We start from the raw sequence: 23,232 nt of genomic DNA, 5'->3' as shown, positions 1-23,232 counted from the left end.
CGGGCACGGGTGGGCGCGGTGGATGTCGCCAAAGCGGCGGTACGGTCATCGATCCCCCGTTAGCCTCGCCCCATGCGATTCCGGCGTAACGCACTTCTTGTCTCATTGGTGTCGGTAATCACCGTTTCGACTGCGTGGATCGGCGGGCCACCGGCCGCGGCGGCCCGGCCGTACACCGGTTCCGAACAGATCGGGACGTCGGAGGTCGGGGCATCGCAGGCCGGAGCGGCGCAGACCGGGACGTCACAGGCCGGAGCTGCGCAGGCGCCCGGACCGGGAAACCCCCGTGGCCGCGCGGCCGTACCGGCCGAGGCCCGGCCGGTCGACACCTCGCGGCCGACGCGGGTCGTCGGTGACGGCACGCCCGCAAGCTGCACCTCCCGGGCCGTGGTGCGGGCGGTCGCCGCGGGCGGCGTCATCACCTTCTCCTGCGGCCCCCGGCCGGTGACCATCAAGCTGACCGCCACCGCCAAGGTCCGCAACACCAGCCCGCGCGTCGTCATCGACGGCGGCGGGAAGGTGACGCTCAGCGGCGCGGGCAGGCGGCGGATCCTTTACATGAACACCTGCGACAAGGCCCAGGTGTGGACCACCTCGCACTGCGACGACCAGAAGACCCCCCGGCTCACCGTGCAGAACCTGACGTTCGCGGACGGCGACGCCACCGGGGAGCGGCTCGACGGGGGCGGGGGCGGAGCGATCTTCGTGCGCGGCGGCCGGCTCACAGTGATCAACTCCCGGTTCGTCCGCAACCGCTGCGATCCCACCGGCCCGGACGTGGGAGGAGCCGCCATCCGGGTGCTCGACCAGTGGCGCGACCTGCCGGTCCACGTCGTCTCCAGCACGTTCGGCGGGGCCGCCGGCCAGGGCGGCGTGTGCTCCAACGGCGGTGCGCTGAGCAGCATCGGGGTGTCGTGGGAGGTGCTCAACAGCGTCTTCACCCACAACAGGGCCGTCGGGCGGGGCGCCAACCCGGCGAAGGCCGGGACCCCGGGCGGCGGCAGCGGCGGGGCCGTCTACGCCGACGGCAACAGGTTCACCGTGCGGATCGCCGGGTCGATCGTCACGGACAACCACGCCCGCGAGGGCGGCGGGGCCGTCTTCTTCGTCAGCAACGACCGCACCGGCACCCTGCGCGTCGAGCGCTCCACCCTGCGCCGCAACCGCAGCGCCGGGTTCGAGACCAGGGGTTTCCCCGGCGTCTTCTTCCTCGGCGCCGGCGGCCGGCCGCTGGTGACCTCCTCCACGATCAGATGAGGGGGTCTCCGCGAGGTAGCTAGACGCCCTGCAGGGCGGCGGCGGTGACGGTGCCGGTCATCCGGGAGACCGGGCCCTGGTAGAGGATCCGGCCACCGTGCCTGCCGGGGCCCGGGCCGAGGTCGATGGCCCAGTCCGCGTGCCGGATGACGTCGAGGTTGTGCTCGATCACCACGACGGTGTGCCCTCGCTCGACGAGCTGGTCCAGGACGCCGAGCAGGGCGGTGATGTCGCGCAGGTGCAGGCCCGTGGTGGGTTCGTCCAGGACGTACAGGGCCGGTTCGGCGGCCTCGCGCAGTTCCCTGGCTATCTTGACGCGCTGGCACTCGCCGCCGGACAGCGTCGTCAGCGGCTGGCCGAGACGGAGATAGCCGAGCCCGACCTGTTCGAGATGCACCAGCGCCCGGTGGATCTGCTCGTCCGGCAGCTGCCCGATGGCGTCGGTGATCGTCAGATCGTCGATGTCGGCGATGGACAGCCCGTTGACCCGGTGGCGCAGCACCTCGGCGGTGAAACGCCGCCCGTGGCAGGTCTCGCACACGGTCTCCTGGCCGTCCATGAAGGCCAGGTCGGTGTAGATGACGCCCAGCCCGTCGCAGCCGGGGCAGGCGCCCTCGGAGTTGGCGCTGAACAGCCCGGCGGGCAGGCCGCTGTGCCGGGCGAAGAGCCTGCGGACGGTGGTGGCGATCCCGGTGTAGGTGATGGGGGTGGAGCGGCGGTTGGCGCCGACCGGCCGCTGGTCGATCACGATCGCGTCGTGCTGGGCGACCAGTTCCGCCGCGAGGCTGGACTTGCCCGACCCGGCGACCCCCGTCAGGACGGTGAGGATCCCGGTGGGGATGTCGACGGTCAGGTTCTTGAGGTTGTTGCGGGTGGCGCCGGTCACCGTGACCGCGCCGGTGGCCGTCCGCGGCTCGGCGGCGACCCGTGTCCGGTCGCCGAGGGCCGCGGCGGTCGCCGTGCGCGCCGTACGGAGCTCCTCGAAGGTGCCCTGGAACACCAGCTCTCCCCCGCCGGTGCCCGCGTCCGGCCCGATCTCGACGATCTGGTCGGCGATCTCCATGACGGCGGGGTCGTGCTCGACGACCAGGACGGTGTTGCCCTTGTCGCGCAGCCGCCGCAGCAGGGTGGTCATGGAGGCGATGTCGTGCGGGTGCAGGCCGACGGTGGGCTCGTCGAAGATGTAGAGCATCTCGATGAGACTGCTGCCGAGGTGCTTGACGGTCTTGATCCGCTGCGACTCCCCGCCGGACAGGGTGGTGGTGGCGCGGCCCAGGTGCAGATAGCCCAGCCCGATGGTGACCATGGCCCGCAGCCTGTCCGTCAGAGCCGCCACGACCGGGGCGACGGCCGGGTCGTCCACCCCCTCCACCAGGTCGGCGAGCTCGGTGATCTCCATGCGGGCCATCTCGCCGATGGTGCGGCCCAGGACGGTGACGGTACGGCTCGCCTCGTTGAGACGGTCGCCGTGACAGGCGGGGCAGGTCCCCGAGCGGGTGAAGCGGTCGATGACCTCTCTCTTGCGGTCGGACAGGCTGTCGGAGGTGTGCAGATAGATCCGTTCGAAGCGCTCCACCACGCCCTCGTAGTCCTTGGGGGGCCTGGTTCCCAGCCGCGCGGCGTGCTCGCCGCCGTACAGCAGCGCCTCGCGCTCGCCCTGCGTCCACTCCCGCAGCGGAGTGCCGGCGTCGAAGCTGCCGATGTCGGCGTACTGGGAGTACCAGTAGCCGCCGTTGCCGAACCCGGGCAGCAGGATCGCGCCCTCGGCCAGCGACCTGTCCAGGTCCAGGAACCGCTCGACGGCGCTGACCACAACCTCGCCGAGCCCGGAGCACTCCTGGCACATGCCGGCGGGGTCGTTGAACGAGAAGTGGTTCGACTCGCCCACGTGGGGTGAGCCGACGCGTGAGAACAGCAGCCGCAGGTAGGTCCAGGCGTCGGTGATCGTGCCCACCGTGGAGCGGGCGTTCCCGCCGAGCCTGCGCTGGTCGATCACCACGACCGGCGAGAGCCCCTCGATCTCCTCGGTCTCGGGGCGCGTCCACTTCGGCAGCCGGTTGCGGGCGAACGGCGGGAACGTCTCGTTGAGCTGGTGTCCCGCCTCCGCCGCGATCGTGTCGAACACCAGTGAGGACTTGCCCGACCCCGACACCCCGACGAACACGACCAGCCGGCCGCGCGGGATGGTCACGTCCAGGCACTTCAGGTTGTTGGTCCGGGCACCCCGGATGCGAATCGTGTGCTTGGGCATATGACGAGGCTACGATCAGATGTGGCCATATCCTGGCCGCGATTTCGAGGAGACTGGAGGCATGGCGGACGTCACCGAGCGCATCCTCGCCCTGCTGGCCACGCTGCAGAGCGGCCGGGCGTTCAGCGGCGAGGAGCTCGTCGTACGACTCGGCGTCAGCCCCAGGACCCTGCGCCGCGACGTCGACCGCCTGCGCGGCTACGGCTATCCCGTGGAGACCCGGCCCGGTCCCGGAGGCCACTACCGGCTCGTCGCGGGAACCGCGATGCCGCCGCTCGTGCTCGACGACGACGAGGCGGTCGCGACCCTGCTGGGGCTGGCCACCCTCGCCGCCACCGGCAGCGCCGCCGAGGGCAGCGTGGACGAGGCCGCCACCCGGGCCTACGGCAAGGTCGACCACTATCTCCCCAAGCGGCTGCGGCACCGCGCCGCCCAGCTTCGCGCGAGCCTGGAGACCGGCGCCTCCCCCGCCCCGAGCGTCAGCGCCGACGTCCTGTCCTCGCTGGCCGAGGCCATCCAGCGCCGTCACGCCGTCGCCTTCGACTACACCGGCAGGGACGGCTCGGCCACGTCCCGGCGCGCCGAGCCGTACCGCCACGTCCACCACAACCTGCGCTGGTATCTGCTGGCCTGGGACCTGGGCAGGGACGACTGGCGGGTCTTCCGCCTGGACCGCGTCACCGGCCTGCGGACCTCGACCGGCACGTTCGCCCCGAGGCCGCTGCCCGCCGGCAGCGCGCTCGACTATCTCCGCCAGGGGATCGCCAGGGACCGCGAGCGCGTCGTCCTGACCCTGCAGGCGCCCCTGCCCGCCGTCGCCGACGCCTTCAAGCACCAGGAGGTCGAGCTCCTGGCCCTGGACGAGCGGCGGACCCGGGCCGTGCTGACGCTCGACACCTGGCAGTGGCTGCTGCTGAGCCTGGCGTTCCTCGACGCCGGCTTCACCGTCGAGGAGCCGCCGGCCTTCCGGGACGCCGTGCGCGCCTTCGGCGCCCGCCTGCTCGGCGAAAGGTGACGGCCCCCGGACGCCGATGTCCGGGGGCCGATGTCTGAGAGGCCGGAGAGTCCGGGGCCAGGGGGCCAGGGGGCCAGGGGGCCAGGGGGCCAGGGGGCCAGGGGTCAGGAGAAGCGCCTGCCCTCGTCGCGGTGGTAGGCCCAGATGGCGGCGGCCGCCATGACACCGGTCCAGACGGCCAGCATGACCAGCGACACCGCGCTCGGGCGCAGGCCCGTGGTCGCCCACCAGATCAGCTCGGCCGCACCCCGGGTGGGCACATACGGCGAGAGGGCCTGCACGAACTCCGGCAGGACCTGCGGCGGCAGCAGCAGTCCCCCGAGGATGGCCATCGGGAAGAACAGCAGCTGCGAGACCGCCATCGCGGCCTTCGACACCAGCATGAAGCCGACGAACAATCCCATCAGCATGAACGGCACGACGCCCACGATCAGCGCGCCGAACCCCAGCAGCAGCCCGGCCGGCGTGATCGTCGCCTCCGTGAGCAGCGCCCCCACCAGCAGGACGGGGATCGCCGAGAGCAGCACGACGATGAGCGTCGACAGGACCCGGCCGGCGAAGCGCGGGAGCGGGCCCGCGGGCAGTGTGCGCAGGTACGGGTTCCACGGCAGCTCGCGGTCCTGGGAGACGGCGCTGCTGAGGCCGATCAGTGCGGACGACATGGAGCCGAAGAACATCAGCGAGCCCGTCGCCGTCGTCGCGGCCGTCGCGTCCTGGCCGGTGAACGGCACCACGAACGCCAGCATCGAGACGGCCGGGAAGAACGCGCTGGCCAGGATCCCGATCGGCACTCTGATCTGCTCGATCACGAGGTAGCGGGTGTGGGCGAGAATCAGGCTGGACATGGGCGGCCTCCTTCGAGGCGAGGGGGGTGTGGGCGAGGGTCCGGCTAGGCGTGGGCGAGGGTCCGGCCGGGCGTGGACGGGATCAGGCCGGACACGGCGGCGTCCTTGGAGGTGAGGGTGAGGAAGGCCTCCTCCAGCGTGGCCGGCCTGATCTCCAGGCCGGAGAACGGCACCCCGCTGCGCACCAGCTCCACGACCAGCCGGTCGGGGTCGCTGACGAGCAGGTCGATCCGGCCGTTCGCGCGTTCGGCGCCGAGCACGCCCGGCAGCTCGGGCAGTTCCCCGGCGGCGAAGGAGACGCGCCGTGCGTCCACCATGTCGCGGACGGCCCGCATGCTGTCGTCGGCCAGCACACGGCCGCCGCCGACCACCACGACGCGCTCGGCCAGGGCCTCGATCTCCTCCAGATAGTGGCTGGTGAGCAGCACGGTGCCGCCGTCCTGGTGGAAGGCCCTGATGCCGTCCCACAGCGTCCGCCTGGCCTCGACGTCCAGCCCGGTCGTGGGCTCGTCGAGGAACACCAGCCGCGGCCGGCCCGCGAAGGCCAGCGCCACCGCCAGCCGCCGCCGCTGCCCGCCGGACAGTCCGCCGACCTGCCGGCCGGCGAAGTCGCCGAGGCCGAACCTGGCCAGCAGCTCCGCCGTGCCGACGCACTCGCGGAAGTGCGCGGAGACGAAGTCGACGATCTCGCCGACGCGCAGGGACTCGGGCAGCCCGGTCTCCTGGGGGGTCACGCCGATGCCGCGCCGCATGGCCGGATCCAGCGGCGAGCCGCCGAACAGCTTCACCGTGCCCGACGTCGGCCTGCGCAGTCCCGCGAAGAGGTTGATGAGGGTGGACTTGCCGGCGCCGTTCGGGCCGAGCAGCCCGATCAGCTCACCGGCCCGGATGTCGAGCGAGACGCGGTCGAGCGCGAGCATGTCTCCGTAGCGGCGGGTGACCTCGATGGCCTGGGCGAGGATCGTCATGTCATCTCTCCTGTGTCGTCTTCACTGTTGTCCGGCAGGGGGCGTTCATCGCCGCGGCAGTCCCAGAACGAGTACGGCGCCGACTACCAGGTGGAGCAGGACCAGCACCAGCGTGGCGGCGACGCCGACGGCGCCGCCGAGCGGACCGGACAGGGACAGGACGAGCACGACCAGGGCGACGATCGTCCAGATCCGGCCGGGCCTGGAGGCGAACCGCTCGAGAACGGCCAGCAGCGCCCAGCCGGCCAGCCCGGCCAGCAGGCTCGTCACCACGACCGGTACCGGCCCGACCGGTTGCGTGCCGTCGCCCATCCGCACGGTCGGCTCGGTTCCGACCACCGCGGTCGCCAGGGCCCAGACGGCCAGGGCGGCCACGGGCGCGCCGATCACGGTGAGCAGTCTTCTGGCGGAGGTGTTCATGCTTGCGGTGGAGGAGTTCATGTCGCTCAGCCTCGCCCGGAAGCCCTCCCCGCCACATCGGGCGCGCGGTCGGGCCGTGCCCTCCCCGGGTGGGGCACGGGTCCGACTTTGGTAGGTGATGGATCCGCCGTACCGCCGATTAGCCTGGGCCGATGAGCAAGATCCGGCCCCCGCGCCCGCACCCCTTCGCGATAGCCGGCATGGTCCTCGGGATCGGTGTGCTGACCGCCGTGTCGCTGTGGGGCCAGGCCGGCCGGCCCACCTGGGGGCTGGACGTGGCGATCGCGGCGGTGAGCCTGGTCGCCGCGGTCGCCCAGCTGTGGTGGCCGGTCCACGGGGCGCTGGCCGCCACCCTCCTCGCCGCGCTCTCCCCGGTGGCCACTCCGGCGGCGACGACGGGGGCGCTGCAGGTGGCCCAGCGCAGGCGCTTTCCCGTCGCGGCCGCGGTGACCGCCGCGGGCATGGCGGCCCATCTGGCCCAGGGGCTGTGGCGGCCCAACTCCGGCATCTCCCTGTCGTGGTGGTTGCTGCTGATCTGCGCCGCCTACGGCGCGCTGCTCGGCTGGGGCGCGCTGGCCCGCTCCCGCCGTGCCCTGCTCGGCTCCCTGCGCGAACGAGCCCACCGCGCCGAGGCCGAACAGGGCAGACGCGTCGCCGAGGCCCGCATGGCCGAACGCCGCCGGCTCGCCAGAGAGATGCACGATGTGCTGGCCCACCGCCTGTCTCTGGTGGCCACCCACGCCGGCGCCCTGGAGTACCGCCCGGACTCCTCGCCCGACCGGATCGCCGCGGCCGCCGGGGTGGTCCGCGCCGGTGTCCACCAGGCGCTGGAGGAGCTGCGCCAGGTGATCGTCCTGCTCCGCGAGCAGGACGACGAACTGGACGAACTCGCGCCCCGGCCGGGTCTGGCCGATCTGCCCGGCCTGATCGCCGACGCGCAGCAGGCGGGCCAGCCGGTACGGCTGCGCGAGGAGATCGCCGACATCGCCGCCCTGCCGCCGGCCGCGTCCCGCACCGCCTACCGGGTCGTGCAGGAAGGGCTCACCAACGCCCGCAAACACGCCCCCGGCCAGCCGGTCGACGTGCTGTTGCGCGGCGCTCCCGGCACGCCCCTGCTGATCGACATCCGCAACCCGCTGCCCCCGGCGGAGACCACCCCCATCGCGCCCGGCAGCGGGCTGGGCCTGGTCGGGCTCACCGAGCGGGTACGGCTGGCCGGCGGGCAGCTGGACCACCACGGCACCGAGGCGGAGTTCCGGCTCCAGGCCCGGCTACCATGGCCCGCGTGATCCGCGTGCTGCTGGTCGATGACGACGCCCTGGTCCGTGCCGGACTGTCCATGATGATCGACGGCGCCGCCGGCATCGCCGTCGTCGCCGAGGCGGCCGACGGCCAGGAGGCCGTCACCGCCACCGACGCCCACGCCCCCGACATCGTCCTGATGGACCTGCGCATGCCCCGCGTGGACGGCATCACCGCCACCCGCCGGCTGCGCGCCCGGACCCGGCCGCCCGAGGTGATCGTACTGACCACCTTCGACACCGACGAGAACGTCCTGCACGCGCTCCGCGCGGGCGCGGCCGGGTTCCTGCTCAAGGACACCTCGCCCCAGCAGATCGTGGAAGCGATCACCCGGGTCGCCGCGGGAGACCCGATCCTGTCCCCGCGCATCACCCGGCGGCTGATGGAGCGCACGGTCGCCCAGGCCGGCGCCTACGAGCGCGCCCGCGCCGCGCTGGCCGCCCTCACCCCGCGCGAACGCGAGGTGGCGCTGGCGATCGCCCAGGGCAGGACGAACGCCGACATCTCCGCCGATCTCGCTATGGGCGTCACAACCGTGAAAGCCCACGTCTCCAGCATCCTGACCAAGCTCGGCCTGGACAACCGCACCCAGATCGCCCTCCTCGTCCACGACGCGGGCCTCACCTGACCGGTCTGCGCCCGGACGAGACGGGACGGATGCCTCCGACGCCGCGGCGGGAACTGCGCGCAGGCGCCGGAGGCCGTCTCCGATCCCGGTCAACGGACTTCGGGAGCGCGGTCTCGCAGCGACCGGCCGAGGCGGTGGCTCAGCGGCTCCGGCAGCCGATACTTCGCGTCGGTCAGCTCACGTGCGGCGCGGTAGTGCACCGACAGCACGCCCAGCGCCGCACCGTCGCCGTCGCCGTCGCCGTCGAGCAGGGGCAGGGAGCACACCGCCCGCACCCCGGCCTCCAGCAGCACCCGCGTCGCCGGGGTCCGGGCCAGGAACCGGTCACGTTCGACATCGTGCACCAGCACCGGCGCCCTGGTCCGCATGACCCGGCCGCACGCCGTGCCGTCATCGCCGACGACGGCGAAGAAGTCCGGGAAGGACCGGTCGAAGCCGTGCTGGGCGGCGATCGTCAGCCCGCCCGCGGCCTCGTCGAGTAGTTGCACATTGCCCATGCCGGCGCCGGTGAGGTCGAGCGTGGCCCGCAGCCCGGTGTCCGGGATGCTGCCGCGGTCGGCCTGCGCGAAGGCGGGCAGGAACAGCCGGCGCAGCGCGCTGATGCCGTCGCCGTCGCTCCGCAGGCGCTCCAGGCGCTCGTCCATTTCCGACTTCCGAGCCAGCACGCGCTGCCAGCGCACCTCGGCGTCCCGCTGCAGTTGCTCGACGCACCGCGGGGAGGTGCTGGCCGCGCACGCCTATCGCGACCGCCGGCTGGACGAGCCCGGTGACATCTTCTCCGTCACCAAGAGCGTGCTGTCCACCTTGGTCGGCTGCGCTCTGCGGGACGGCCTGATCGAGCTGGACGCCTCCCTCGGCCGTCTGCTCGGTGCCGGGGTGCCGCCGGCCAGACGCGCGGTGACCGTACGGCACCTGCTGACGATGTCGGGCGGGGCCGGGCACGACGGGCGGTTCGACATCGACGAGATCATGCTCCTGCCCCGCGGCTGGGTCGACACCCTGCTGTCGGCGCCGCAGCTGTCCGCGCCGGGCGAGCGGTTCGCCTACGACAACGGCGCCGCCCACGTGCTCGCCGCGGCGCTGCAGGCGGCCCTCGGCCGGGATCTGGAGGACTACGCGGCCGAGCGCCTGTTCGGCCCGCTGGGCATCACCGGCTGGCAGTGGCCGCGCGACCCCGAGGGCCTGTGCTACGGCTTCGGTCACCTGCGGCTTTCCGCCCTGGACCTGCTGCGTCTGGGCGGGCTCTGGCTCGACCGGCGGCCCGGTCTCCTCGATCCCTCCTACGCCGCGCGGGCCACGACCGCCCGCAACGCCGGTGGCCCGCCGGAGAACCTCGCCTACGGATACCTGTGGTGGACGACCGCCGTCGCGGGCCACCACGCTTTCGTGGCCGGCGGCTACGCGGGCCAGCACATCGTGGTCGTGCCCTCGCTGCGCCTGATCACCGTGACCACCGGCGCCGAGGCGGCTCTGACGCCCGGCTGGCAGCCGGCCCTGCGACTCGTCCCGCCGATCGTGGCCGCCGTCGCCGCCACCACCGCCGCCGATGACGGCCCGTCACGGAACGGAGCGCCCCCGGACGCGGGCCGCCGGGAAGCCGCAGACTAAGACCGGATCGAGGATTAGCGTGTCGCTTTACCGTTGAGCCGATACTCGAAACGCCGACTCTCTAGAGTGGTCGCATGGTCGACGATCTCATGACCGGCGGCGCCGCGCCGGACGCCTCCCCGTACGAGGAGCCCGCCGGTCCTTACGAGGATCCCGAGCCCACCGGCACCTGCCTGCTGGAGGGCTGCGACAACCCGCTGCCGCCGCCGCGGCGCGACGAGCACGGCCGGCGCACCGGAGGGCGTCCGGCCAAGTACTGCAGCGCCGCCCACAAGGACGCCGCCGCCAGGGCCCGGCGCGAGCAGCAGGCCGCCGCGGTGGCCGAACCCCTGGCCGCCGCCCTCACCCTGGCCGAGACCGTGCTTCCGGCCGCCGACCGGCTCGGCGCGGTGCTGGCCGAGCTGGGCACCCGCCTGCGGGAGGCCGAGAACGGCGCGCTGGCCCGCATCGACGCCGCCGAGGCCGAGGCAGAGACCGCCCGCAACGAGGCGGTCCAGGCCGTCCAGCGCGCCGAGATCGCCGAGCAGCGCCGCCGGGAGGCCCTGGCCGCAGCACGCGCCGACGCCGAGGCCCGCGGCCGCGCCGAGCGCCAGGCCGCCCGGGCCCAGACCGAGGCGGAGGCCGTACGGCGGCAGGCCTGGGAGGAGGTGGCCCGGCACGAGCGCGCCCGGGGCCAGGCCGAGGCCGCCCGCACCGCCGCGCAGGCCGCCCACGACGCACTGGCCGCGCAACTGCACACCGCCCACGAGGACCTGCAGAACCTGCGCGCCGCCCACCAGCGGCAGGCCGACCAACTCGACGCCGCCCGCACCGGCGCGGACCGGTCCCAGGCCGAGGCCGCCGCTCTGCGCGAGCAGCTCACCTCCTTAAGGGAACGCCTGCGGGCGGCCGAAGCCGCCCGCGACCAGGCCCGAGCCGACGCCGAAGCCGTCCGTGACCAGGCCCGTACCGACGTCGAGGCCGCCCGCGACCAGGCTCGCGCCGCTCTGGAGGCCGCCCGCGCCGACGCCGCGGCCGCCCGGCGTGAGACCGACGGGGTACGGGCCTCCCTGCAGCGCCGCGACGAGCAGCTCGCCCAGGTCCGTGACGACCTCACCGCCGCGCAGATCCGCGCCGCCGAGGCCGAGACCGCCCGGGACGGCGCCCGCGCCCGCGCCGAGGAACTGCGCGCCGCCCTGGCCTCGGCCGAAGCCCGCGCGGTGCGGCTGGAGGAGCTCCTGTCCCGCCTGGCGCCGGAGCAGTGACGCGGGAAGGGCTCCGAGAAAGGGCTCCGGCCCGCTGTCGATGACCGGTGACCCGGGGCCGGCTCGAGGGCGCCGGGGTCTACCGCGGCCGGCTATTTCTGGTGGATCTGGATCCGGTGGCCGTCCGGACCGTCCACGTGCGCATACGTGCCCCACGGTTCTTCGGTCGGGTCCGTGACCGTGACCCCCGCCCTGCGGAGCTCGTCGACCGTCGCCTGAATGTCGTCGCACGTGAAGGTGAGGTAGGCCCCCTCTCCGGGCTGCCTGCCGAACGCCGCGGCGTCGTGGATGGCTATCGATGTCTGGCCGTTCGGCGGAGTCACCTCGATCCAGCGCGTTCCCTCGAACATCTCCGCGTCGACGGTCTTGTCGAAGCCGAGCTTTTCGACATAGAAGTCCACGGACTCCTGCTGATCGCTGACGTAGAGCACGGCCACGCCGATGTGCGTAATCACGGCGACTCCCGAAGTCGAGATCTTGAGAGGCGCTGCCAGCGTACGACATCCGCCGGTTCCGGGCAGCCTCCCTCCGAGCACTCTTCCGGCGTGAAGGCGGGCCTTTCGGCCCTGGGAGGGCTGCCGCCCCGCGCGCACACTGACGGCATGAGGACGTGGGTCGCGGGACACGGCGTACGGCGCCGCCCGCCCCGCCGCCGGGCGGGGCCGGTGGCGGCCGGGCCCGCCCCGCACTCCGGCCGACCGCGGCCGGTCATCCAGCGGGCCTCGCCGAGCGACCTGATGACGCGTTCCATCAGCGCCCGCGGGCGTGTCCCACAGCAGATGGGAGCCGTCCTGGTCCTGGACGGCCACGGGTTCGACCCGGCGGCGGCCGGGCGCCTGCTGGCCGGACGGGCCCCCGGCATCCCCCGCCTGCGCCAGCGGCTGCGGCCGGTCCCGCTCGGATGCGGCCGCCCGATCTGGGTCCACGATCCCGGATTCGACGCCCGCCGCCACATCACGCACGTGACCTGCCCCAAGCCGGGCGACGAGCGGGCGCTGCTCCACCTCGCCGTAGAGGTGGTGACCCGGCCGCTGCCGCCGTCCGCTCCGCCGTGGGCGGCGGTCTTCGTCACGGGCCTGGCCGGGGACGCGGTGGCGCTGATCCTCGTCGTGGACCACGTACTGGCCGACGGCCTGGGCGGGCTGGCGATCCTCGCGGGCCTGCTCGACGACCGGGACACCGCCGGCGGCTCCCCGCCCGCCGTACCCGAACCGCTCTCCGGCTCCCCCGACCGGTCCGCGCCCGCCGTACCCGAACTGGCCGCCGGCACCCCCGACCGGTCCGCGCCCGCCGTACCCGGGTCAGCGGCCGACGCTCCCGACCCGCCCGCGCCCACCATCCCCGAACTGGCCGCCGATGCCTTCCGGGCGCGGTTGCGGGCGGTGGCGCGGCTGCCCGGATTCCTGCGGGATCTGCGGGCCGCGGCGCGTGCGCCCGGCGGGCTCCGTCCGGCGCCCGCCCGTGGATGCTCGCTGCTGCGGCCGACGGGGCCCGAACGCGGCGTGGACGTCGTACGGGTCGACCTGGCCGGGCTGAAAGCCGCCGCGCACCGGTACGGCGGCACGCTCAACGACGCCGTGCTCACCGCGGTGACCGGTGCCCTGCACACCCTGCTCGCGGCGCGCGGGGAATCCGTCGAGGAGATCTCGGTCGCCATCCCGATGACCCTGCGGCGCGCCGCGGACATCGGGCACCTGGGCAACGAGATCACCCCGGTGACCGTCCGCCTGCCGGCCGCCGGCGACCCCGGTCGGCGGCTGCGGCGGATCTCCGCCGTCGTCGGGGAGGAGAAGTCCTCCCTCTCGCACCCGTCGCCGATCGCCCTGCTGGGCCCGGTCTTCCGCCTGGCGGCCCGGTTCGGGCTCCACCGCCGGTGGATGACCCGTCAGCGGTTCATGCACACCCTGGTCTCCAACGTCCCGGGCCCCGGCCGGACCATGACGCTCGGCGGGTCCGCCGTCCGGCAGGTCATCCCTCTGCCGGTCTCGGAGAACGGCAACATGCCCGTCACCTTCGCGGTGCTGTCCTACGCCGGAACCGTGGTGGTCAGCACCATCTTCGACCCGGCCACCCTGCCCGACGCGCCGGTGCTGACCGCCGCCCTGCGCGAGGAGCTCGCCGCCCTCGGCGAGCCCCGCGTCGGCCGTCCGCCGTCCGGCCCGCTCGAGCGGGAGGCGACCGAGGTCAGGAGCGCTTCGGCTCGAAGTGGAACACGGTGATCCCGCAGTCGAACGGCCGGGCGGTGACCAGGCTCAGCCGGTGGTAGGCCCCGCTGTCGGGGAAGACCGGCATTCCGCCGCCGAGCGCGACCGGGTTGACGAACAGGTGGAGCTCGTCCAGCAGCCCCGCGGCGATCAGGTTCGACACCAGCGTGCCGCCTCCGTAGGCGATCAGGTCCCCGCCCGGCTGGGACTTGAGGCGGTTCACGGTCTCGGTCAGGTCGCCGCCGGCGACGACGGCGTTCTTCCACGGCGACTCGGTGAGGCTGTTGGAGATCACGACCTTGGGCGTGTCGTTCATCCAGTCGACGGACTCCTGGTCCTCGCCCTCGGGGCCGGACTCCCAGGCCGGGATGAAGCCCTCGGCGAGCCTGCGGCCCAGCACGATGCAGTCGACCGGCTTGGTGATCTCCGTGATGTAGGCGCTGATGTCGTCGGTCCAGGGGAAGGTCATCCAGTCCATCTCGCCGTTCGGGCCGGCCATGTAGCCGTCGACGCTGACCTGGACCTGGAGCTTGAACTTGCGCATGAGCTGCTTCCTTCTCGGGTTCGGGTTCGATTCGGGGAGGCGGGGCCGTTTCCGGTCCGCCGTTCCGCTTGTGTCCTCAGACTCCCGTGGCGCTCTTACGAGATCCTTAAGGTCGCCTTCCGGGGTGGGCGGGTGCGCCGTAGGGACTCCGGCACGGGGGCCTCTTCTGGCCGGAGGCACGGGGGCCTCTTCTGGCCGGAGGCACGGGGGCCTCTTCTGGCCGAACGGCCGAGACACGGAGCTTCTTGATCGTCTTGATGGCCGATGCGGGCCGTACGGCGCGGTCGCGACGCTGACCTCCATGCGAAAGATTTCCATGGCGGCCGTCGCCGCCCTGACCGTGCTCGCCTCGTCCGGATGCGCGAGCGCCCTCGCCGCCCCCGGTTCCCGCCCCTCCGGCCCCGACGACGGACTCCACCGGTTCGGGCAGCAGAAGATCATCTGGCACGACTGCCGGACCGGCCCCGACGACGAGATCGGCGGGCACCTGGACGCCGCCGGGGCACGCTGCGCCGAGGTCACCGTCCCGCTGGACCACGCCCGTCCGGACGGCCCCGCCATCAAGGTCGCGATCTCCCGGCTGCAGGCCGGTGACCCCGGGCGCCGGCGCGGAGCGCTGCTGATCAATCCCGGCGGTCCCGGCGACCCGGGAAGGGTCTACGCGCCGCTGCTCAAGGAGGCCGAGCCCGCGCTGGCGGCCCGCTACGACGTGATCGGGATGGATTCCCGGTTCACCGGGCGCAGCACTCCTCTGAACTGCCACTGGCCCATCGGCGACTACGTGCTCTCGACCGGTCACGACCGGCGCGGCTTCGACCGGACCGCGGCGCGGGCCCGGGACCTGGCGTCCCGCTGCGCGGGGCTGCGGGAGATGCTGCCGCACGCCTCGGCCCGCGCCACCGCCCGCGACATGGACGTGATCCGCGCCGCCCTGGGCGAGCCGAAGCTGTCCTACCTCGGCGGGTCGTACGGCACCTACCTGGGCGCGGTCTACATGCAACTGTTCCCCCACCATGCCGACCGGTTCGTCCTCGACAGCGCCCTGGATCCCGCGGCCGCCGGGCCCGGCTACGCCCGTCCGATGGGACCGTACCTGGCCGCGGCCCTGGAGAAGTGGGCGGGCTGGGCCGCCCGTCACCACGACCGCTACCGCCTGGGCTCCACCACCGCCCGGGTCCTGGCCACCGTGAACCGGATCGACCGGGCCGCCGCCCGCGACCCGCTGCGGATCGGCCGCCACCGGGTCGACACCCACCTCTTCCCGGCGATCCTGCTGTTCAGCCTGGGCAGGGACAGCGAGCAGGCCTACGCCGGGCTGGCCTCCGACCTCAAGGTCCTCAACGACGCCGCCCGCGGGGCCGAGGTCGCCCCGACCCCCTCCCTGGAGGAAGGGCTCACGTTCCTGTCCTCCCCGGAGACGGACGGGGCCGGCAGCGCGCGGATGGCGATCACCTGCGCGGACGGACCGGCCTCCCGTGATCCCGGCGACTACTACCGCGACATCAAGGCCCACCGCGCCGACGAACCCCTGTTCGGCCCGCTGACCCGCGCCATGAACCTGCCCTGCGCGTTCTGGCCGGCCTCCCCCGCCGAACCTCCGACCCGGATCCGCAACGACGTCCCGGCCCTGATCGTCGGGGCCTCCGGCGACCCCAAGACCCCCTATCCGGGACAGCGGGCGATGCGCCGGGCGCTGAGCGGCTCCCGCATGGTCACCGTGCGTGGCGCCTTCCGTCACCTGGTCTCCCGGGTGTTCACCGCCACCCCCAACGCCTGCGTCGACGGAGCCGTCCACCGCTATCTGCTCGACGGCGCCCTGCCCGCCGGGGACACCGCCTGCCCCGACGTCCCCGTCCGATAGCCGTCCGCCCGGCCGTCGGAGGCCGTCGCCCGCGAGGCGGTGGCACGGCGACGGGGTTCGGTGGTGTGCTGGATGCACACACACAGGGATTCCCGTTCGGTGGTGTGCCGGGTCCACGCGCACGGGGAATCCCCGAAGTCCGCTGACCCCTACGGCACCCGGGAGATGTGATGAGCACCGTGGTGATGCACAACGTCGTCTCCGTGGACGGCTTCATCGCCGACGCGAACGACCAGGTCGGCCCGCTGTTCGACTGGTACTTCAACGGCGACACCCCACTCGCCGACGACGGCGGGATGAAGGTCTCGCGGATCTCGGCCGAGTACGTCCGCCCGATGTGGGCGAGCATCGGGTCGATGGTGATCGGGCGTCACCTGTTCGACCTGACCAACGGCTGGGAGGGCTCGCCGCCGGCGGGCGAGCACGTGGTCGTGGTGTCGCACCGGCCCAAACCCGAGGGGTGGCACCCCGAGGCGTCGTACCTCTTCGTCGACGACGTGGCGCAGGCGATCGTGAAGGCCAGGGAACTCGCCGGGGAGCGGATCGTCGCCGTGGCGGCGGGCGACGTCGGCGGACAGGCCTTCGCTCTGGGCCTGGTGGACGAGGTGGCGATGGACGTGGCCCCGGTGGTCTTCGGCTCGGGCAAGCGGTACTTCGGATCGGCCGACGCCCAGTACCTGCTCGAGGACCCGCACACGGTGATCCAGGGCGACAGAGTCCTGCACCTGCGCTTCCGAGTCCGCCGCCGGACGGATGAGTCCTGAGGCTGAAAGCGGGTACGGCTGCGCCCGGCGGTGGGCCCGTGAGGCACGTCCGCCCGGATGACGGGCCCGCCCGGCTGCCGTGAGGCACGGCCCGGGTGGGCGACACGCGGCCTGCCACGGACGTGTCCCACGGGTGGGTCCGTCACTGGCCGTGCGGCGCCGTACTCGCCCGCCGCCTCAGGATCTGCCCGTCCGGCCGATCCTCGCCTGCGCCGCCCGGGCCGCATGTGTGGTCCGGGACGGGTCAGCGTTCGACGAGGTTCATGTGCGCCTCGCCGCACCGGTCGCCTGCCCCGCCCAGCCTCGCGGCCAGGGCGAGCTGGCCCGGGGTGGCTCCCATGGCCTCGGCCAGGATGCGGACATGATCCACCAGCACCGTCTCTGCGGCGGCCGCCGTCCGATCACGTCCATGAGATGCACGGTAACCGTGGAGGGCCCGTCGGCGCCTCCTCGCGTCGGCTCACATTGGTTCACAGTGGCGAATGCGGTTCGGTTTCGGCCATAGTGGGCCACATGCGCGCGGTGGTATGCGAGGAACTGGGCTCCGTCGTGGTGACCGAGGCCGAACCGGTGGAGCCCGGTCCGGGTCAGGTGGTGATCGCCGTCGAGGCGGCCGGGGTCAACTACGTGGACGGGCTGTTCGTCCGAGGCCGCTACCAGATCAAACCGCCGCTGCCGTTCGTCCCCGGCGGCGAGGTGGCCGGTACGGTGGCCGCGGCAGGCGCCGGAGTCACCGAGCCGGCCGTGGGCACCCGGGTGGTCGCGATGTGCGGCCTCGGCGGCTTCGCCTCCCGGGTGGCGGTGCCCGCGGCGGCGGCCGTACCGATCCCTGACCGGCTCGACGCGGCACGGGCGGCGACCTTCGTCCAGAGCTACAGCACCGCCATGTTCGCCCTGCGGAACCGGGGCGCCCTCGCCGCGGAGGAGACCGTCCTGGTCCTCGGCGCCGGTGGCGGCGTGGGCCTGGCCGCCGTCCAGGTCGCGACGGCGCTGGGCGCCCGCGTGCTCGCCGCGGCGTCCTCGCCGGAGAAGCTGGCCGCCGCCCGCGCCGCAGGCGCGCACGAGGTCGCCGACACCTCCGAGCTCACGCCCGCCGGCCTGAAGGAGTCCGCCCGCCGGTGGTCGGACGGCGGAGTCGATCTCGTCTACGACCCCGTCGGCGGGGAGATCGCCGAACAGGCGCTGCGCGCGCTCGGGAACCACGGCCGCTATCTGGTCATCGGCTTCGCCTCCGGCACGATCCCGGCCCTGCCGCTCAACCAGGTCCTGCTGCGCAACCGGTCGGTGGTCGGCGTCGACTGGGGCGCCTGGTCGCTCACCGATCCCCTGAAGCAGCGCGCCCTCCTGGAGGAGTTGCTCGGACTCGTCGCATCCGGCCGCCTGGACCCCGTCCCGCCGCGCACCGCCCCCCTCGACGCCGCCGCCGACGTCATCGACGACCTCCTCCACCGCCGGGTCGTCGGCAAGGTCGCGCTCATTCCCTAGGACCGGCGGCAAAGCCGGCAGCGGATCAGGTCACGGCCGTTCACCGAGCGCGCAGGCATTCGGCGCCGGGCTTGAGGTTGCCGCGCGGCAAGGTTCTAGATTCGGCGCATGGCGGACGAACCCGAGTTGATCACGGTCGGCCGGCTGGCACGTCGTGTCGGCCTGACGGCGAAGGCGCTGCGCCACTACGACCGCATCGGCCTCCTGGTGCCCGCCCTGGTCGAGCCCGGGAGCGGATACCGCTACTACGGGCCCCAGCAGGTCGCCCACGCGCGGTTGATCCGGTTGCTGCGCTCGGTCGATGTGCCCCTGGAGCAGGTGCGGTCGTGTCTGGCGGCGCCTGACGACGAGGCCGCGATCCGGCGGGTGCTGGCCGAGCACCGCCGCCGCCTCCAGGCACGTCTGGACCGGACCCGCGGGGACCTGCACCGCATCGATCATCTTCTCGAGGACGGAGTCAAGACGCTGATGACAGACCAGACGGACCCGCACGGCTTCGCCGGTGCGGCGGGTGAACAGCGGCAGCTGGCCATCGACTTGTTCAACGGGGTGTGGCGGCTGCTGGAGAAGGAGGACCGCACGGCCGACGAAGACGACCGGATGCTGCACATGGCGCACGCCTCGCGCCACCACTGGGGTGAGGTGGGTACCGCGGTCAACCGCAGCCGCGGCGAGTGGCAGTGCTCACGGGTGTACGCGGTCCTGGGGCGCGCCGAGCCGGCGTTGCACCACGCCCGCCGCAGTCTGGAGCTCTGCCGTGCCCACGGCATCGGGGATTGGGATCTGGCCTTCGGCTACGAGGCCCTGGCCCGTGCCAGCGCGGTGGCCGGTGACCGGGAGCAGGCCCGCGCGTGGACCGAGCAGGCGCTGGCCGCGGCCGAGGACATCGCGCAGGAGGAGGACCGTGAGCTGCTGCTGACCGATCTGGAGACCATCCCCGCCCAGCCGCGGTTCTGGTGAGATCCCGGCGGCCGGTCACGGACGCGCTCCGCGGGGGCTCACCCGCTCGGCCCGCACTGCCGTACCCGCTTTCAGCTTCAGGACTCACCCGTCTAAAGGTCACCGAGTTCGCCGAGCGGTTTCGTCCAGTGGTCCGGGTCCAGGTCCAGGTCGTGGGCGGGCGCGTCGTGGGCCTCGCCGCCGAGGAAGGCGTCCGGGCCGGGGGCGGGGTGGCCGGGGGCGGGGTGGCCGGGGTCGACGGCGATGCGCAGGATCCGGTTGAAGGTCTTGAACGCCTCGTCGTCGCCGACGCGCATCTGCCCGCTGTTCAGGAGGCCGTACCAGTACTTCTGCTCGGCCTCGATGCGGGGCAGCAGCTGGTTGCGGCTCAGAGTGCGCGCCTCCTCGACCGTGAGGCGCTCGAAGCGTGGCATGCGGCGATTGTCGCACCGATGCGACGCCACGGCCCATAGCACCGGCGCACCCTGTCTTCGGTCGGCAGGCCTGCGTCTTTCGTCCGGGCGAAGAGCGCCCAAAGTTCGATGTGCGCCCCGGGCGGCGTTCCTAGCATCGAACCCATGGTCCAGACTTCGTCACCGGCGTCCAGGCGCGTCCACGAGATCGACGCCGTGCGGGGCTTCGCCCTGGGCGGCATCCTGATCGCCAACATCGGCTTCTTCGCCGATCCCGGATACGCCGTCGGCAACGGGACCCTGCCCATCAGCGAGGGCCCGGTCGCCCTGGTGGTCAGCACGCTGGTGCTGACGAAGTTCTACGTCATCTTCTCGTTCCTGTTCGGCTACTCCTTCACCCTGCAGATGCGCTCGTGGGGCGAGAAGGTCAAAGCCCGCATGCTCCGGCGCTGTCTCGCGCTGTTCGTCCTGGGCGTGCTGCACGGGTTCCTGCTGTGGATCGGCGACATCCTCACCCTGTACGCCACCCTCGGCGTCCTGCTGCTGGCCATGCGCGACATCCGGCCCAGGACCGCCGTCAAGGCCGGCTGCTGGATCATCGGGGTGACGTCGGTGATCTGGCTCCTGCTGGCCGGGCTGGTCCTGCTCGATCCGGGCAGCGTGACGGCCTCGGCCTCCGACGCCGCGGCCGCCGCGAGGGCCGAGGCGATGGTCACCGACGGGCCGCTGGGCTTCCTGAGCTTCCAGTTCGAGACCTACCCGATGCTCGCGATGCTGGTGTGGATCGGCCAGGGCCCGATGGCGATGGCGCTGTTCCTGTTCGGCCTGGCGGCGGGCAAGTCGCGGCTGCTGGAGGAGCCGGAGCGCTGGGCCCACCTGGTCCCCCGGATCCTGTGGGCCGGGTACGGCGTGGGCCTGCCCGCCGCGGTCTTCTTCACCTGGTCGTCCCAGGCCGGGGACGCCGCGCAGCTGCTCGGGATGGGGATCAACAACGTGACCTCCCTGCTGCTGGCGGCCGCCTACGTGGTCACCCTGCTCCAGCTGGTCAGGCGGGTCCCGGCGGTCGGCGGCGCGCTGGCCCCCGCCGGCCGGGTCGCGGCCTCCAACTACATCGGCCAGTCGGTGCTGGCCTGCCTGGTCTTCACCGGGTACGGCCTGGCGCTGGCGGGCCGGCTGGAGCCGATCGCGGTGATGGGCGTGGCCGCGGTGATCTACGCGGTCCTGCTGACGCTGAGCGCCCGGTGGCTGCGTCACCACCGGCAGGGCCCGATCGAATGGGCGCTGCGGCGCTTCACCCTGCTGTCCGGATCCCGGCCGCAGCCCTCGCGCCCGGCCGGGACCGACTGAGCGGCGAGTCCTTCCGCGAACCCCGCGCCCCGCGGCGCCACCACGGACCGCAGAGCCCTACAGCGTGGCCGCGACCCGGGCGACGCCCGGCCCGGACAACCCCGCGAGCCCCGCGGCCCGTCCGGTGGCCAGCAGGAGCAGGTCGCCCGCCGGCCCCTCGATGACGTCCGGCCCCTCCCCGGCCGACCACTCCGCGTCGGCGGCGACCAGCCTCGTGCCGCGGAAACGCTTGCGGGCACCGTAGAAGACGCTGGTGCGGACGTGGTCGAGCGCCGCGATCGCCGGCTCGGCGGGCATCTCGCGCACGCGCCCGAGCGGCCGGGCGATGTCCTGCCCGTGCACCAGGATGTCGACCAGCGGGTCCAGCGGACCTGCACCGGGCGCGCGGCGGGCGTCCCCCGCCATCTCGCGGATCTGCGCGACGAGCTCGGCCCGCCCGAACCGCGCCGCCCGCTCCGTGGCCTCGGCGGCGACCATCCGGTTGAAGTCGCCGCGGGCCCGGATCGCCCCCTTGATCGTGCCGAGGAGCGTGGTGCGCGTGGCCGTCGTCACGTGGGCGGCCACGTCGTGCACCGTCCAGCCGGGGCACAGGGAGTCCTCCCGCCATTCGTGGTCGTCGAGCCCTTCGAGGAAGTCGGCGAGACCGAGTCGCTCGGACTTCACCCAGGCAAGGACGGTGCCGGATTCCATGATCGTCTCCTCAGGGTGCATGCGCTCATGCGAAATCAGATAGATGGTGTGAAGCCGTACGGATGACTGCGGGCGCCGTACGGAAGGACCGTCACCCGCCGTGCGGAAAGACCGTCACGCGCCGTCCGCGCCGGGGGTTTCGACCGATTCGAGCCTGCGCCGCAGGTGGGCGCGCTCGGGCTCGGTGCCCGCCAGCTCCAGCGCCTCCCGGTAGGCCGCCGCGGCCTCGGGGAGCCGGCCGAGCCGGTGCAGCAGGTCCGCCCGGGCCGTCGGGTAGGGGGCGTAGCCGCGCAGCCGCGGCTCGTCGGCCAGCCCGTCCAGCAGCGCCAGGCCCGCCTGCGGGCCGTCGCGCATCGCCACCGCCACGGCCCGGTTCAGCGCGACGACCGGGGACGGCGCGAGAGCGAGCATGATGTCGTAGAGCGCCACGATCTGCGGCCAGTCGGTGGTCGCGACGTCGGCGGCCTCGTCGTGCAGGGCGGCGATCGCGGCCTGCACGCCGTACAGGCCGGGCGGGCCGCCGGTCAGCGCGGCCACCACCAGGGCGCCGCCCTCCTCGATCATCGTACGGTCCCAGCGTCCGCGGTCCTGGTCCTCCAGCAGCACGATCCCGCCGTCCGGGCCCGTGCGGGCCTCGCGCCGGGCGTGGATCAGCAGCATCAGCGCGAGCAGCCCCGCGATCTCCCGCTCGGCGGGCAGCAGGCGGCGCAGGATCCGCGCCAGCCTGATGGCCTCCTCGGCGAGGTCGAGCCGCTGCAGCTGCGGGCCCGAGCTGGCCGCGTAGCCCTCCGTGAAGATCGAGTACAGGACCTGCAGCACTCCCGGCAGCCGCTCGGGCAGCTCGTCGGCGCCCGGCACCCGGAACGGGATGCGCGCCTGGCGGATCTTCTTCTTGGCCCGCACGATCCGCTGGGCCATCGTCGCGGGCGGGACCAGGAAGGCCCGCGCGACCTCGGGCGTCGTCAGCCCGGCCAGGCAGCGCAGGGTCAGCGCCACGCGGTCCTCGGCCGGCAGGGCGGGGTGGGCGCAGGTGAAGAACAGCTGCAGCCGCTCGTCGGGCAGGTCGCCGTCGGCGTCCGCGGGCGGGGCGGGGTCGGCGCGGTCCGCGTCCACCTGCAGGATGGCCAGCCGGGCGGCGTAGGCCTGGTCCCGCCGCAGCCGGTCGACGGCCTTGCGCCGCGCCGTCGTCAGCAGCCAGGCGCCGGGCTTGGCCGGGACCCCGTCGACCGGCCAGTGCACCAGCGCCGCCTCGATCGCCTCCGAGGCGACCTCCTCGGCCAGGTCGAGGTCGCCGAAACGGCGTACGAGGGAGGCCAGCAGCCGGCCGCGCTCCTCGCGGAACATCGACTCCACCGACGCCTCGGCGAGGCTCCCGGCGCCGGTGGCCCACTCGTCCGTCGCGGCCCAATCGTCCATCTCCGTCAGACCTCCCCCTCAGACCTCTCCC

Annotated in this window: 23 protein-coding genes; 12 read left to right on the top strand and 11 right to left on the bottom strand. The window is 73.4% G+C overall.

Translation table 11 applies throughout. The features are described 5' to 3' along the window. The first annotated feature begins 108 nt into the window (after nucleotides 1–108). The gene (locus Psi01_RS38055) at nucleotides 109–1,257 is read left to right on the top strand and encodes a hypothetical protein (RefSeq protein ID WP_204069036.1); all 1,149 of its coding nucleotides are present in this window, start codon (nucleotides 109–111) and stop codon (nucleotides 1,255–1,257) included. Nucleotides 1,258–1,276: 19 nt separating this feature from the next. Here Psi01_RS38055 and Psi01_RS38050 read toward each other — a convergent pair whose 3' ends face one another. Beyond that, nucleotides 1,277–3,508 carry an ATP-binding cassette domain-containing protein gene (locus Psi01_RS38050; protein ID WP_204069035.1) on the bottom strand — a complete coding sequence of 744 codons (2,232 nt, stop codon included), beginning with the start codon at nucleotides 3,506–3,508 and terminating at the stop codon, nucleotides 1,277–1,279. A 61-nt stretch (nucleotides 3,509–3,569) separates the two neighbouring features. On the opposite strand from Psi01_RS38050, the gene Psi01_RS38045 reads away from it, so the two are divergent. Next, nucleotides 3,570–4,523, top strand: coding sequence for a helix-turn-helix transcriptional regulator (locus tag Psi01_RS38045; RefSeq protein WP_204069034.1), 954 nt, complete (start codon nucleotides 3,570–3,572; stop codon nucleotides 4,521–4,523). Between the two features lie 104 nt (nucleotides 4,524–4,627). Here the strand turns inward: Psi01_RS38045 and Psi01_RS38040 are convergent, their stop codons facing one another. Genes Psi01_RS38040 through Psi01_RS38030 form a run of 3 tightly spaced genes read right to left on the bottom strand, consistent with a single transcriptional unit; the run spans nucleotide 4,628 to nucleotide 6,777 of the window. After that, nucleotides 4,628–5,368, bottom strand: coding sequence for an ABC transporter permease (locus tag Psi01_RS38040; protein WP_204069033.1), 741 nt, complete (start codon nucleotides 5,366–5,368; stop codon nucleotides 4,628–4,630). A gap of 44 nt (nucleotides 5,369–5,412) precedes the next feature. Beyond that, on the bottom strand, nucleotides 5,413–6,336 hold the full coding sequence (locus tag Psi01_RS38035) for an ABC transporter ATP-binding protein (protein WP_204069032.1): 924 nt from the start codon (nucleotides 6,334–6,336) through the stop codon (nucleotides 5,413–5,415). A 45-nt stretch (nucleotides 6,337–6,381) separates the two neighbouring features. After that, nucleotides 6,382–6,777 (bottom strand): DUF6069 family protein, encoded by a 396-nt coding sequence (locus Psi01_RS38030; RefSeq protein WP_239128334.1) that lies wholly within the window; start codon nucleotides 6,775–6,777, stop codon nucleotides 6,382–6,384. A 131-nt stretch (nucleotides 6,778–6,908) separates the two neighbouring features. On the opposite strand from Psi01_RS38030, the gene Psi01_RS38025 reads away from it, so the two are divergent. Beyond that, nucleotides 6,909–8,045 carry a sensor histidine kinase gene (locus Psi01_RS38025; protein WP_204069031.1) on the top strand — a complete coding sequence of 379 codons (1,137 nt, stop codon included), beginning with the start codon at nucleotides 6,909–6,911 and terminating at the stop codon, nucleotides 8,043–8,045. Next, nucleotides 8,033–8,686, top strand: coding sequence for a response regulator (locus Psi01_RS38020; protein WP_204069030.1), 654 nt, complete (start codon nucleotides 8,033–8,035; stop codon nucleotides 8,684–8,686). Before Psi01_RS38025 ends, Psi01_RS38020 begins: the two co-directional genes overlap by 13 nt. An 89-nt stretch (nucleotides 8,687–8,775) precedes the next feature. Here Psi01_RS38020 and Psi01_RS38015 read toward each other — a convergent pair whose 3' ends face one another. Then, a complete protein-coding gene (locus Psi01_RS38015; RefSeq protein WP_204069029.1) occupies nucleotides 8,776–9,330 on the bottom strand; it encodes a GAF domain-containing protein in 555 nt (184 codons plus the stop codon). On the opposite strand from Psi01_RS38015, the gene Psi01_RS38010 reads away from it, so the two are divergent. Both Psi01_RS38010 and Psi01_RS38005 read left to right on the top strand, forming a co-directional pair. After that, nucleotides 9,230–10,294, top strand: coding sequence for a serine hydrolase domain-containing protein (locus Psi01_RS38010; RefSeq protein ID WP_307819302.1), 1,065 nt, complete (start codon nucleotides 9,230–9,232; stop codon nucleotides 10,292–10,294). The two genes, Psi01_RS38015 and Psi01_RS38010, sit on opposite strands and share 101 nt — an antisense overlap. Nucleotides 10,295–10,368: 74 nt before the next feature. Beyond that, entirely contained in the window at nucleotides 10,369–11,538 is a 1,170-nt protein-coding gene (locus Psi01_RS38005) for a coiled-coil domain-containing protein (protein ID WP_204069027.1), read from the top strand. Nucleotides 11,539–11,630: 92 nt separating this feature from the next. Here Psi01_RS38005 and Psi01_RS38000 read toward each other — a convergent pair whose 3' ends face one another. Then, a complete protein-coding gene (locus tag Psi01_RS38000) occupies nucleotides 11,631–11,993 on the bottom strand; it encodes a VOC family protein (RefSeq protein ID WP_204069026.1) in 363 nt (120 codons plus the stop codon). Between the two features lie 147 nt (nucleotides 11,994–12,140). Here Psi01_RS38000 and Psi01_RS37995 point away from each other — a divergent pair, with 147 nt between their 5' ends. After that, the gene (locus Psi01_RS37995) at nucleotides 12,141–13,757 is read left to right on the top strand and encodes a wax ester/triacylglycerol synthase domain-containing protein (protein ID WP_204069025.1); all 1,617 of its coding nucleotides are present in this window, start codon (nucleotides 12,141–12,143) and stop codon (nucleotides 13,755–13,757) included. Here the strand turns inward: Psi01_RS37995 and Psi01_RS37990 are convergent. After that, on the bottom strand, nucleotides 13,723–14,286 hold the full coding sequence (locus tag Psi01_RS37990; protein WP_204069024.1) for a dihydrofolate reductase family protein: 564 nt from the start codon (nucleotides 14,284–14,286) through the stop codon (nucleotides 13,723–13,725). The genes Psi01_RS37995 and Psi01_RS37990 overlap by 35 nt on opposite strands. Before the next feature lie 301 nt (nucleotides 14,287–14,587). Between Psi01_RS37990 and Psi01_RS37985 the strand changes: the two genes are divergently transcribed. Both Psi01_RS37985 and Psi01_RS37980 read left to right on the top strand, forming a co-directional pair. After that, the gene (locus tag Psi01_RS37985; RefSeq protein ID WP_204069023.1) at nucleotides 14,588–16,147 is read left to right on the top strand and encodes an alpha/beta hydrolase; all 1,560 of its coding nucleotides are present in this window, start codon (nucleotides 14,588–14,590) and stop codon (nucleotides 16,145–16,147) included. A 170-nt stretch (nucleotides 16,148–16,317) separates the two neighbouring features. Continuing rightward, nucleotides 16,318–16,911: a dihydrofolate reductase family protein gene (locus Psi01_RS37980; RefSeq protein ID WP_204069022.1), complete on the top strand. Its 594-nt coding sequence runs from the start codon at nucleotides 16,318–16,320 to the stop codon at nucleotides 16,909–16,911. A gap of 244 nt (nucleotides 16,912–17,155) precedes the next feature. Here the strand turns inward: Psi01_RS37980 and Psi01_RS44290 are convergent, their stop codons facing one another. Next, nucleotides 17,156–17,281 (bottom strand): hypothetical protein, encoded by a 126-nt coding sequence (locus tag Psi01_RS44290; protein ID WP_275424646.1) that lies wholly within the window; start codon nucleotides 17,279–17,281, stop codon nucleotides 17,156–17,158. Between the two features lie 143 nt (nucleotides 17,282–17,424). Between Psi01_RS44290 and Psi01_RS37975 the strand changes: the two genes are divergently transcribed. After that, nucleotides 17,425–18,396: an NADPH:quinone oxidoreductase family protein gene (locus tag Psi01_RS37975; protein ID WP_204069021.1), complete on the top strand. Its 972-nt coding sequence runs from the start codon at nucleotides 17,425–17,427 to the stop codon at nucleotides 18,394–18,396. A 108-nt stretch (nucleotides 18,397–18,504) separates the two neighbouring features. Further along, nucleotides 18,505–19,356: a MerR family transcriptional regulator gene (locus Psi01_RS37970; protein WP_204069020.1), complete on the top strand. Its 852-nt coding sequence runs from the start codon at nucleotides 18,505–18,507 to the stop codon at nucleotides 19,354–19,356. 92 nt (nucleotides 19,357–19,448) lie between these two features. Here the strand turns inward: Psi01_RS37970 and Psi01_RS37965 are convergent, their stop codons facing one another. Further along, on the bottom strand, nucleotides 19,449–19,769 hold the full coding sequence (locus tag Psi01_RS37965; RefSeq protein ID WP_204069019.1) for a hypothetical protein: 321 nt from the start codon (nucleotides 19,767–19,769) through the stop codon (nucleotides 19,449–19,451). A 144-nt stretch (nucleotides 19,770–19,913) separates the two neighbouring features. On the opposite strand from Psi01_RS37965, the gene Psi01_RS37960 reads away from it, so the two are divergent. After that, nucleotides 19,914–21,095 (top strand): DUF418 domain-containing protein, encoded by a 1,182-nt coding sequence (locus Psi01_RS37960; protein ID WP_204069018.1) that lies wholly within the window; start codon nucleotides 19,914–19,916, stop codon nucleotides 21,093–21,095. A gap of 57 nt (nucleotides 21,096–21,152) precedes the next feature. Here the strand turns inward: Psi01_RS37960 and Psi01_RS37955 are convergent, their stop codons facing one another. Beyond that, the gene (locus tag Psi01_RS37955; RefSeq protein WP_204069017.1) at nucleotides 21,153–21,785 is read right to left on the bottom strand and encodes a maleylpyruvate isomerase family mycothiol-dependent enzyme; all 633 of its coding nucleotides are present in this window, start codon (nucleotides 21,783–21,785) and stop codon (nucleotides 21,153–21,155) included. 114 nt (nucleotides 21,786–21,899) lie between these two features. Continuing rightward, nucleotides 21,900–23,201 (bottom strand): RNA polymerase sigma factor, encoded by a 1,302-nt coding sequence (locus Psi01_RS37950; protein ID WP_204069016.1) that lies wholly within the window; start codon nucleotides 23,199–23,201, stop codon nucleotides 21,900–21,902. Nucleotides 23,202–23,232: the final 31 nt, after the last annotated feature.

Source organism: Paraplanobispora siamensis, assembly GCF_016863175.1.
GTDB classification, from domain to species: Bacteria; Actinomycetota; Actinomycetes; order Streptosporangiales; family Streptosporangiaceae; genus Planobispora; species Planobispora siamensis.
Note: the sequence above shows the minus strand (reverse complement) of the source record. Positions and strands in the feature narration are given on the sequence as shown.

Excerpts from the sequence above, each read along its gene's own strand:
- Psi01_RS38050 (WP_204069035.1), bottom strand. The coding sequence starts at position 3,508 with ATGCCCAAGCACACGATTCGCATCCGGGGTGCCCGGACCAACAACCTG.
- Psi01_RS38045 (WP_204069034.1), top strand. The coding sequence starts at position 3,570 with ATGGCGGACGTCACCGAGCGCATCCTCGCCCTGCTGGCCACGCTGCAG.
- Psi01_RS38040 (WP_204069033.1), bottom strand. The coding sequence starts at position 5,368 with ATGTCCAGCCTGATTCTCGCCCACACCCGCTACCTCGTGATCGAGCAG.
- Psi01_RS38035 (WP_204069032.1), bottom strand. The coding sequence starts at position 6,336 with ATGACGATCCTCGCCCAGGCCATCGAGGTCACCCGCCGCTACGGAGAC.
- Psi01_RS38030 (WP_239128334.1), bottom strand. The coding sequence starts at position 6,777 with ATGAACTCCTCCACCGCAAGCATGAACACCTCCGCCAGAAGACTGCTC.
- Psi01_RS38025 (WP_204069031.1), top strand. The coding sequence starts at position 6,909 with ATGAGCAAGATCCGGCCCCCGCGCCCGCACCCCTTCGCGATAGCCGGC.
- Psi01_RS38020 (WP_204069030.1), top strand. The coding sequence starts at position 8,033 with ATGGCCCGCGTGATCCGCGTGCTGCTGGTCGATGACGACGCCCTGGTC.
- Psi01_RS38010 (WP_307819302.1), top strand. The coding sequence starts at position 9,230 with ATGCTGCCGCGGTCGGCCTGCGCGAAGGCGGGCAGGAACAGCCGGCGC.
- Psi01_RS38015 (WP_204069029.1), bottom strand. The coding sequence starts at position 9,330 with ATGGACGAGCGCCTGGAGCGCCTGCGGAGCGACGGCGACGGCATCAGC.
- Psi01_RS38005 (WP_204069027.1), top strand. The coding sequence starts at position 10,369 with ATGGTCGACGATCTCATGACCGGCGGCGCCGCGCCGGACGCCTCCCCG.
- Psi01_RS37995 (WP_204069025.1), top strand. The coding sequence starts at position 12,141 with ATGAGGACGTGGGTCGCGGGACACGGCGTACGGCGCCGCCCGCCCCGC.
- Psi01_RS37990 (WP_204069024.1), bottom strand. The coding sequence starts at position 14,286 with ATGCGCAAGTTCAAGCTCCAGGTCCAGGTCAGCGTCGACGGCTACATG.
- Psi01_RS37985 (WP_204069023.1), top strand. The coding sequence starts at position 14,588 with ATGCGAAAGATTTCCATGGCGGCCGTCGCCGCCCTGACCGTGCTCGCC.
- Psi01_RS37980 (WP_204069022.1), top strand. The coding sequence starts at position 16,318 with ATGAGCACCGTGGTGATGCACAACGTCGTCTCCGTGGACGGCTTCATC.
- Psi01_RS37975 (WP_204069021.1), top strand. The coding sequence starts at position 17,425 with ATGCGCGCGGTGGTATGCGAGGAACTGGGCTCCGTCGTGGTGACCGAG.
- Psi01_RS37970 (WP_204069020.1), top strand. The coding sequence starts at position 18,505 with ATGGCGGACGAACCCGAGTTGATCACGGTCGGCCGGCTGGCACGTCGT.
- Psi01_RS37965 (WP_204069019.1), bottom strand. The coding sequence starts at position 19,769 with ATGCCACGCTTCGAGCGCCTCACGGTCGAGGAGGCGCGCACTCTGAGC.
- Psi01_RS37960 (WP_204069018.1), top strand. The coding sequence starts at position 19,914 with ATGGTCCAGACTTCGTCACCGGCGTCCAGGCGCGTCCACGAGATCGAC.
- Psi01_RS37955 (WP_204069017.1), bottom strand. The coding sequence starts at position 21,785 with ATGGAATCCGGCACCGTCCTTGCCTGGGTGAAGTCCGAGCGACTCGGT.
- Psi01_RS37950 (WP_204069016.1), bottom strand. The coding sequence starts at position 23,201 with ATGGACGATTGGGCCGCGACGGACGAGTGGGCCACCGGCGCCGGGAGC.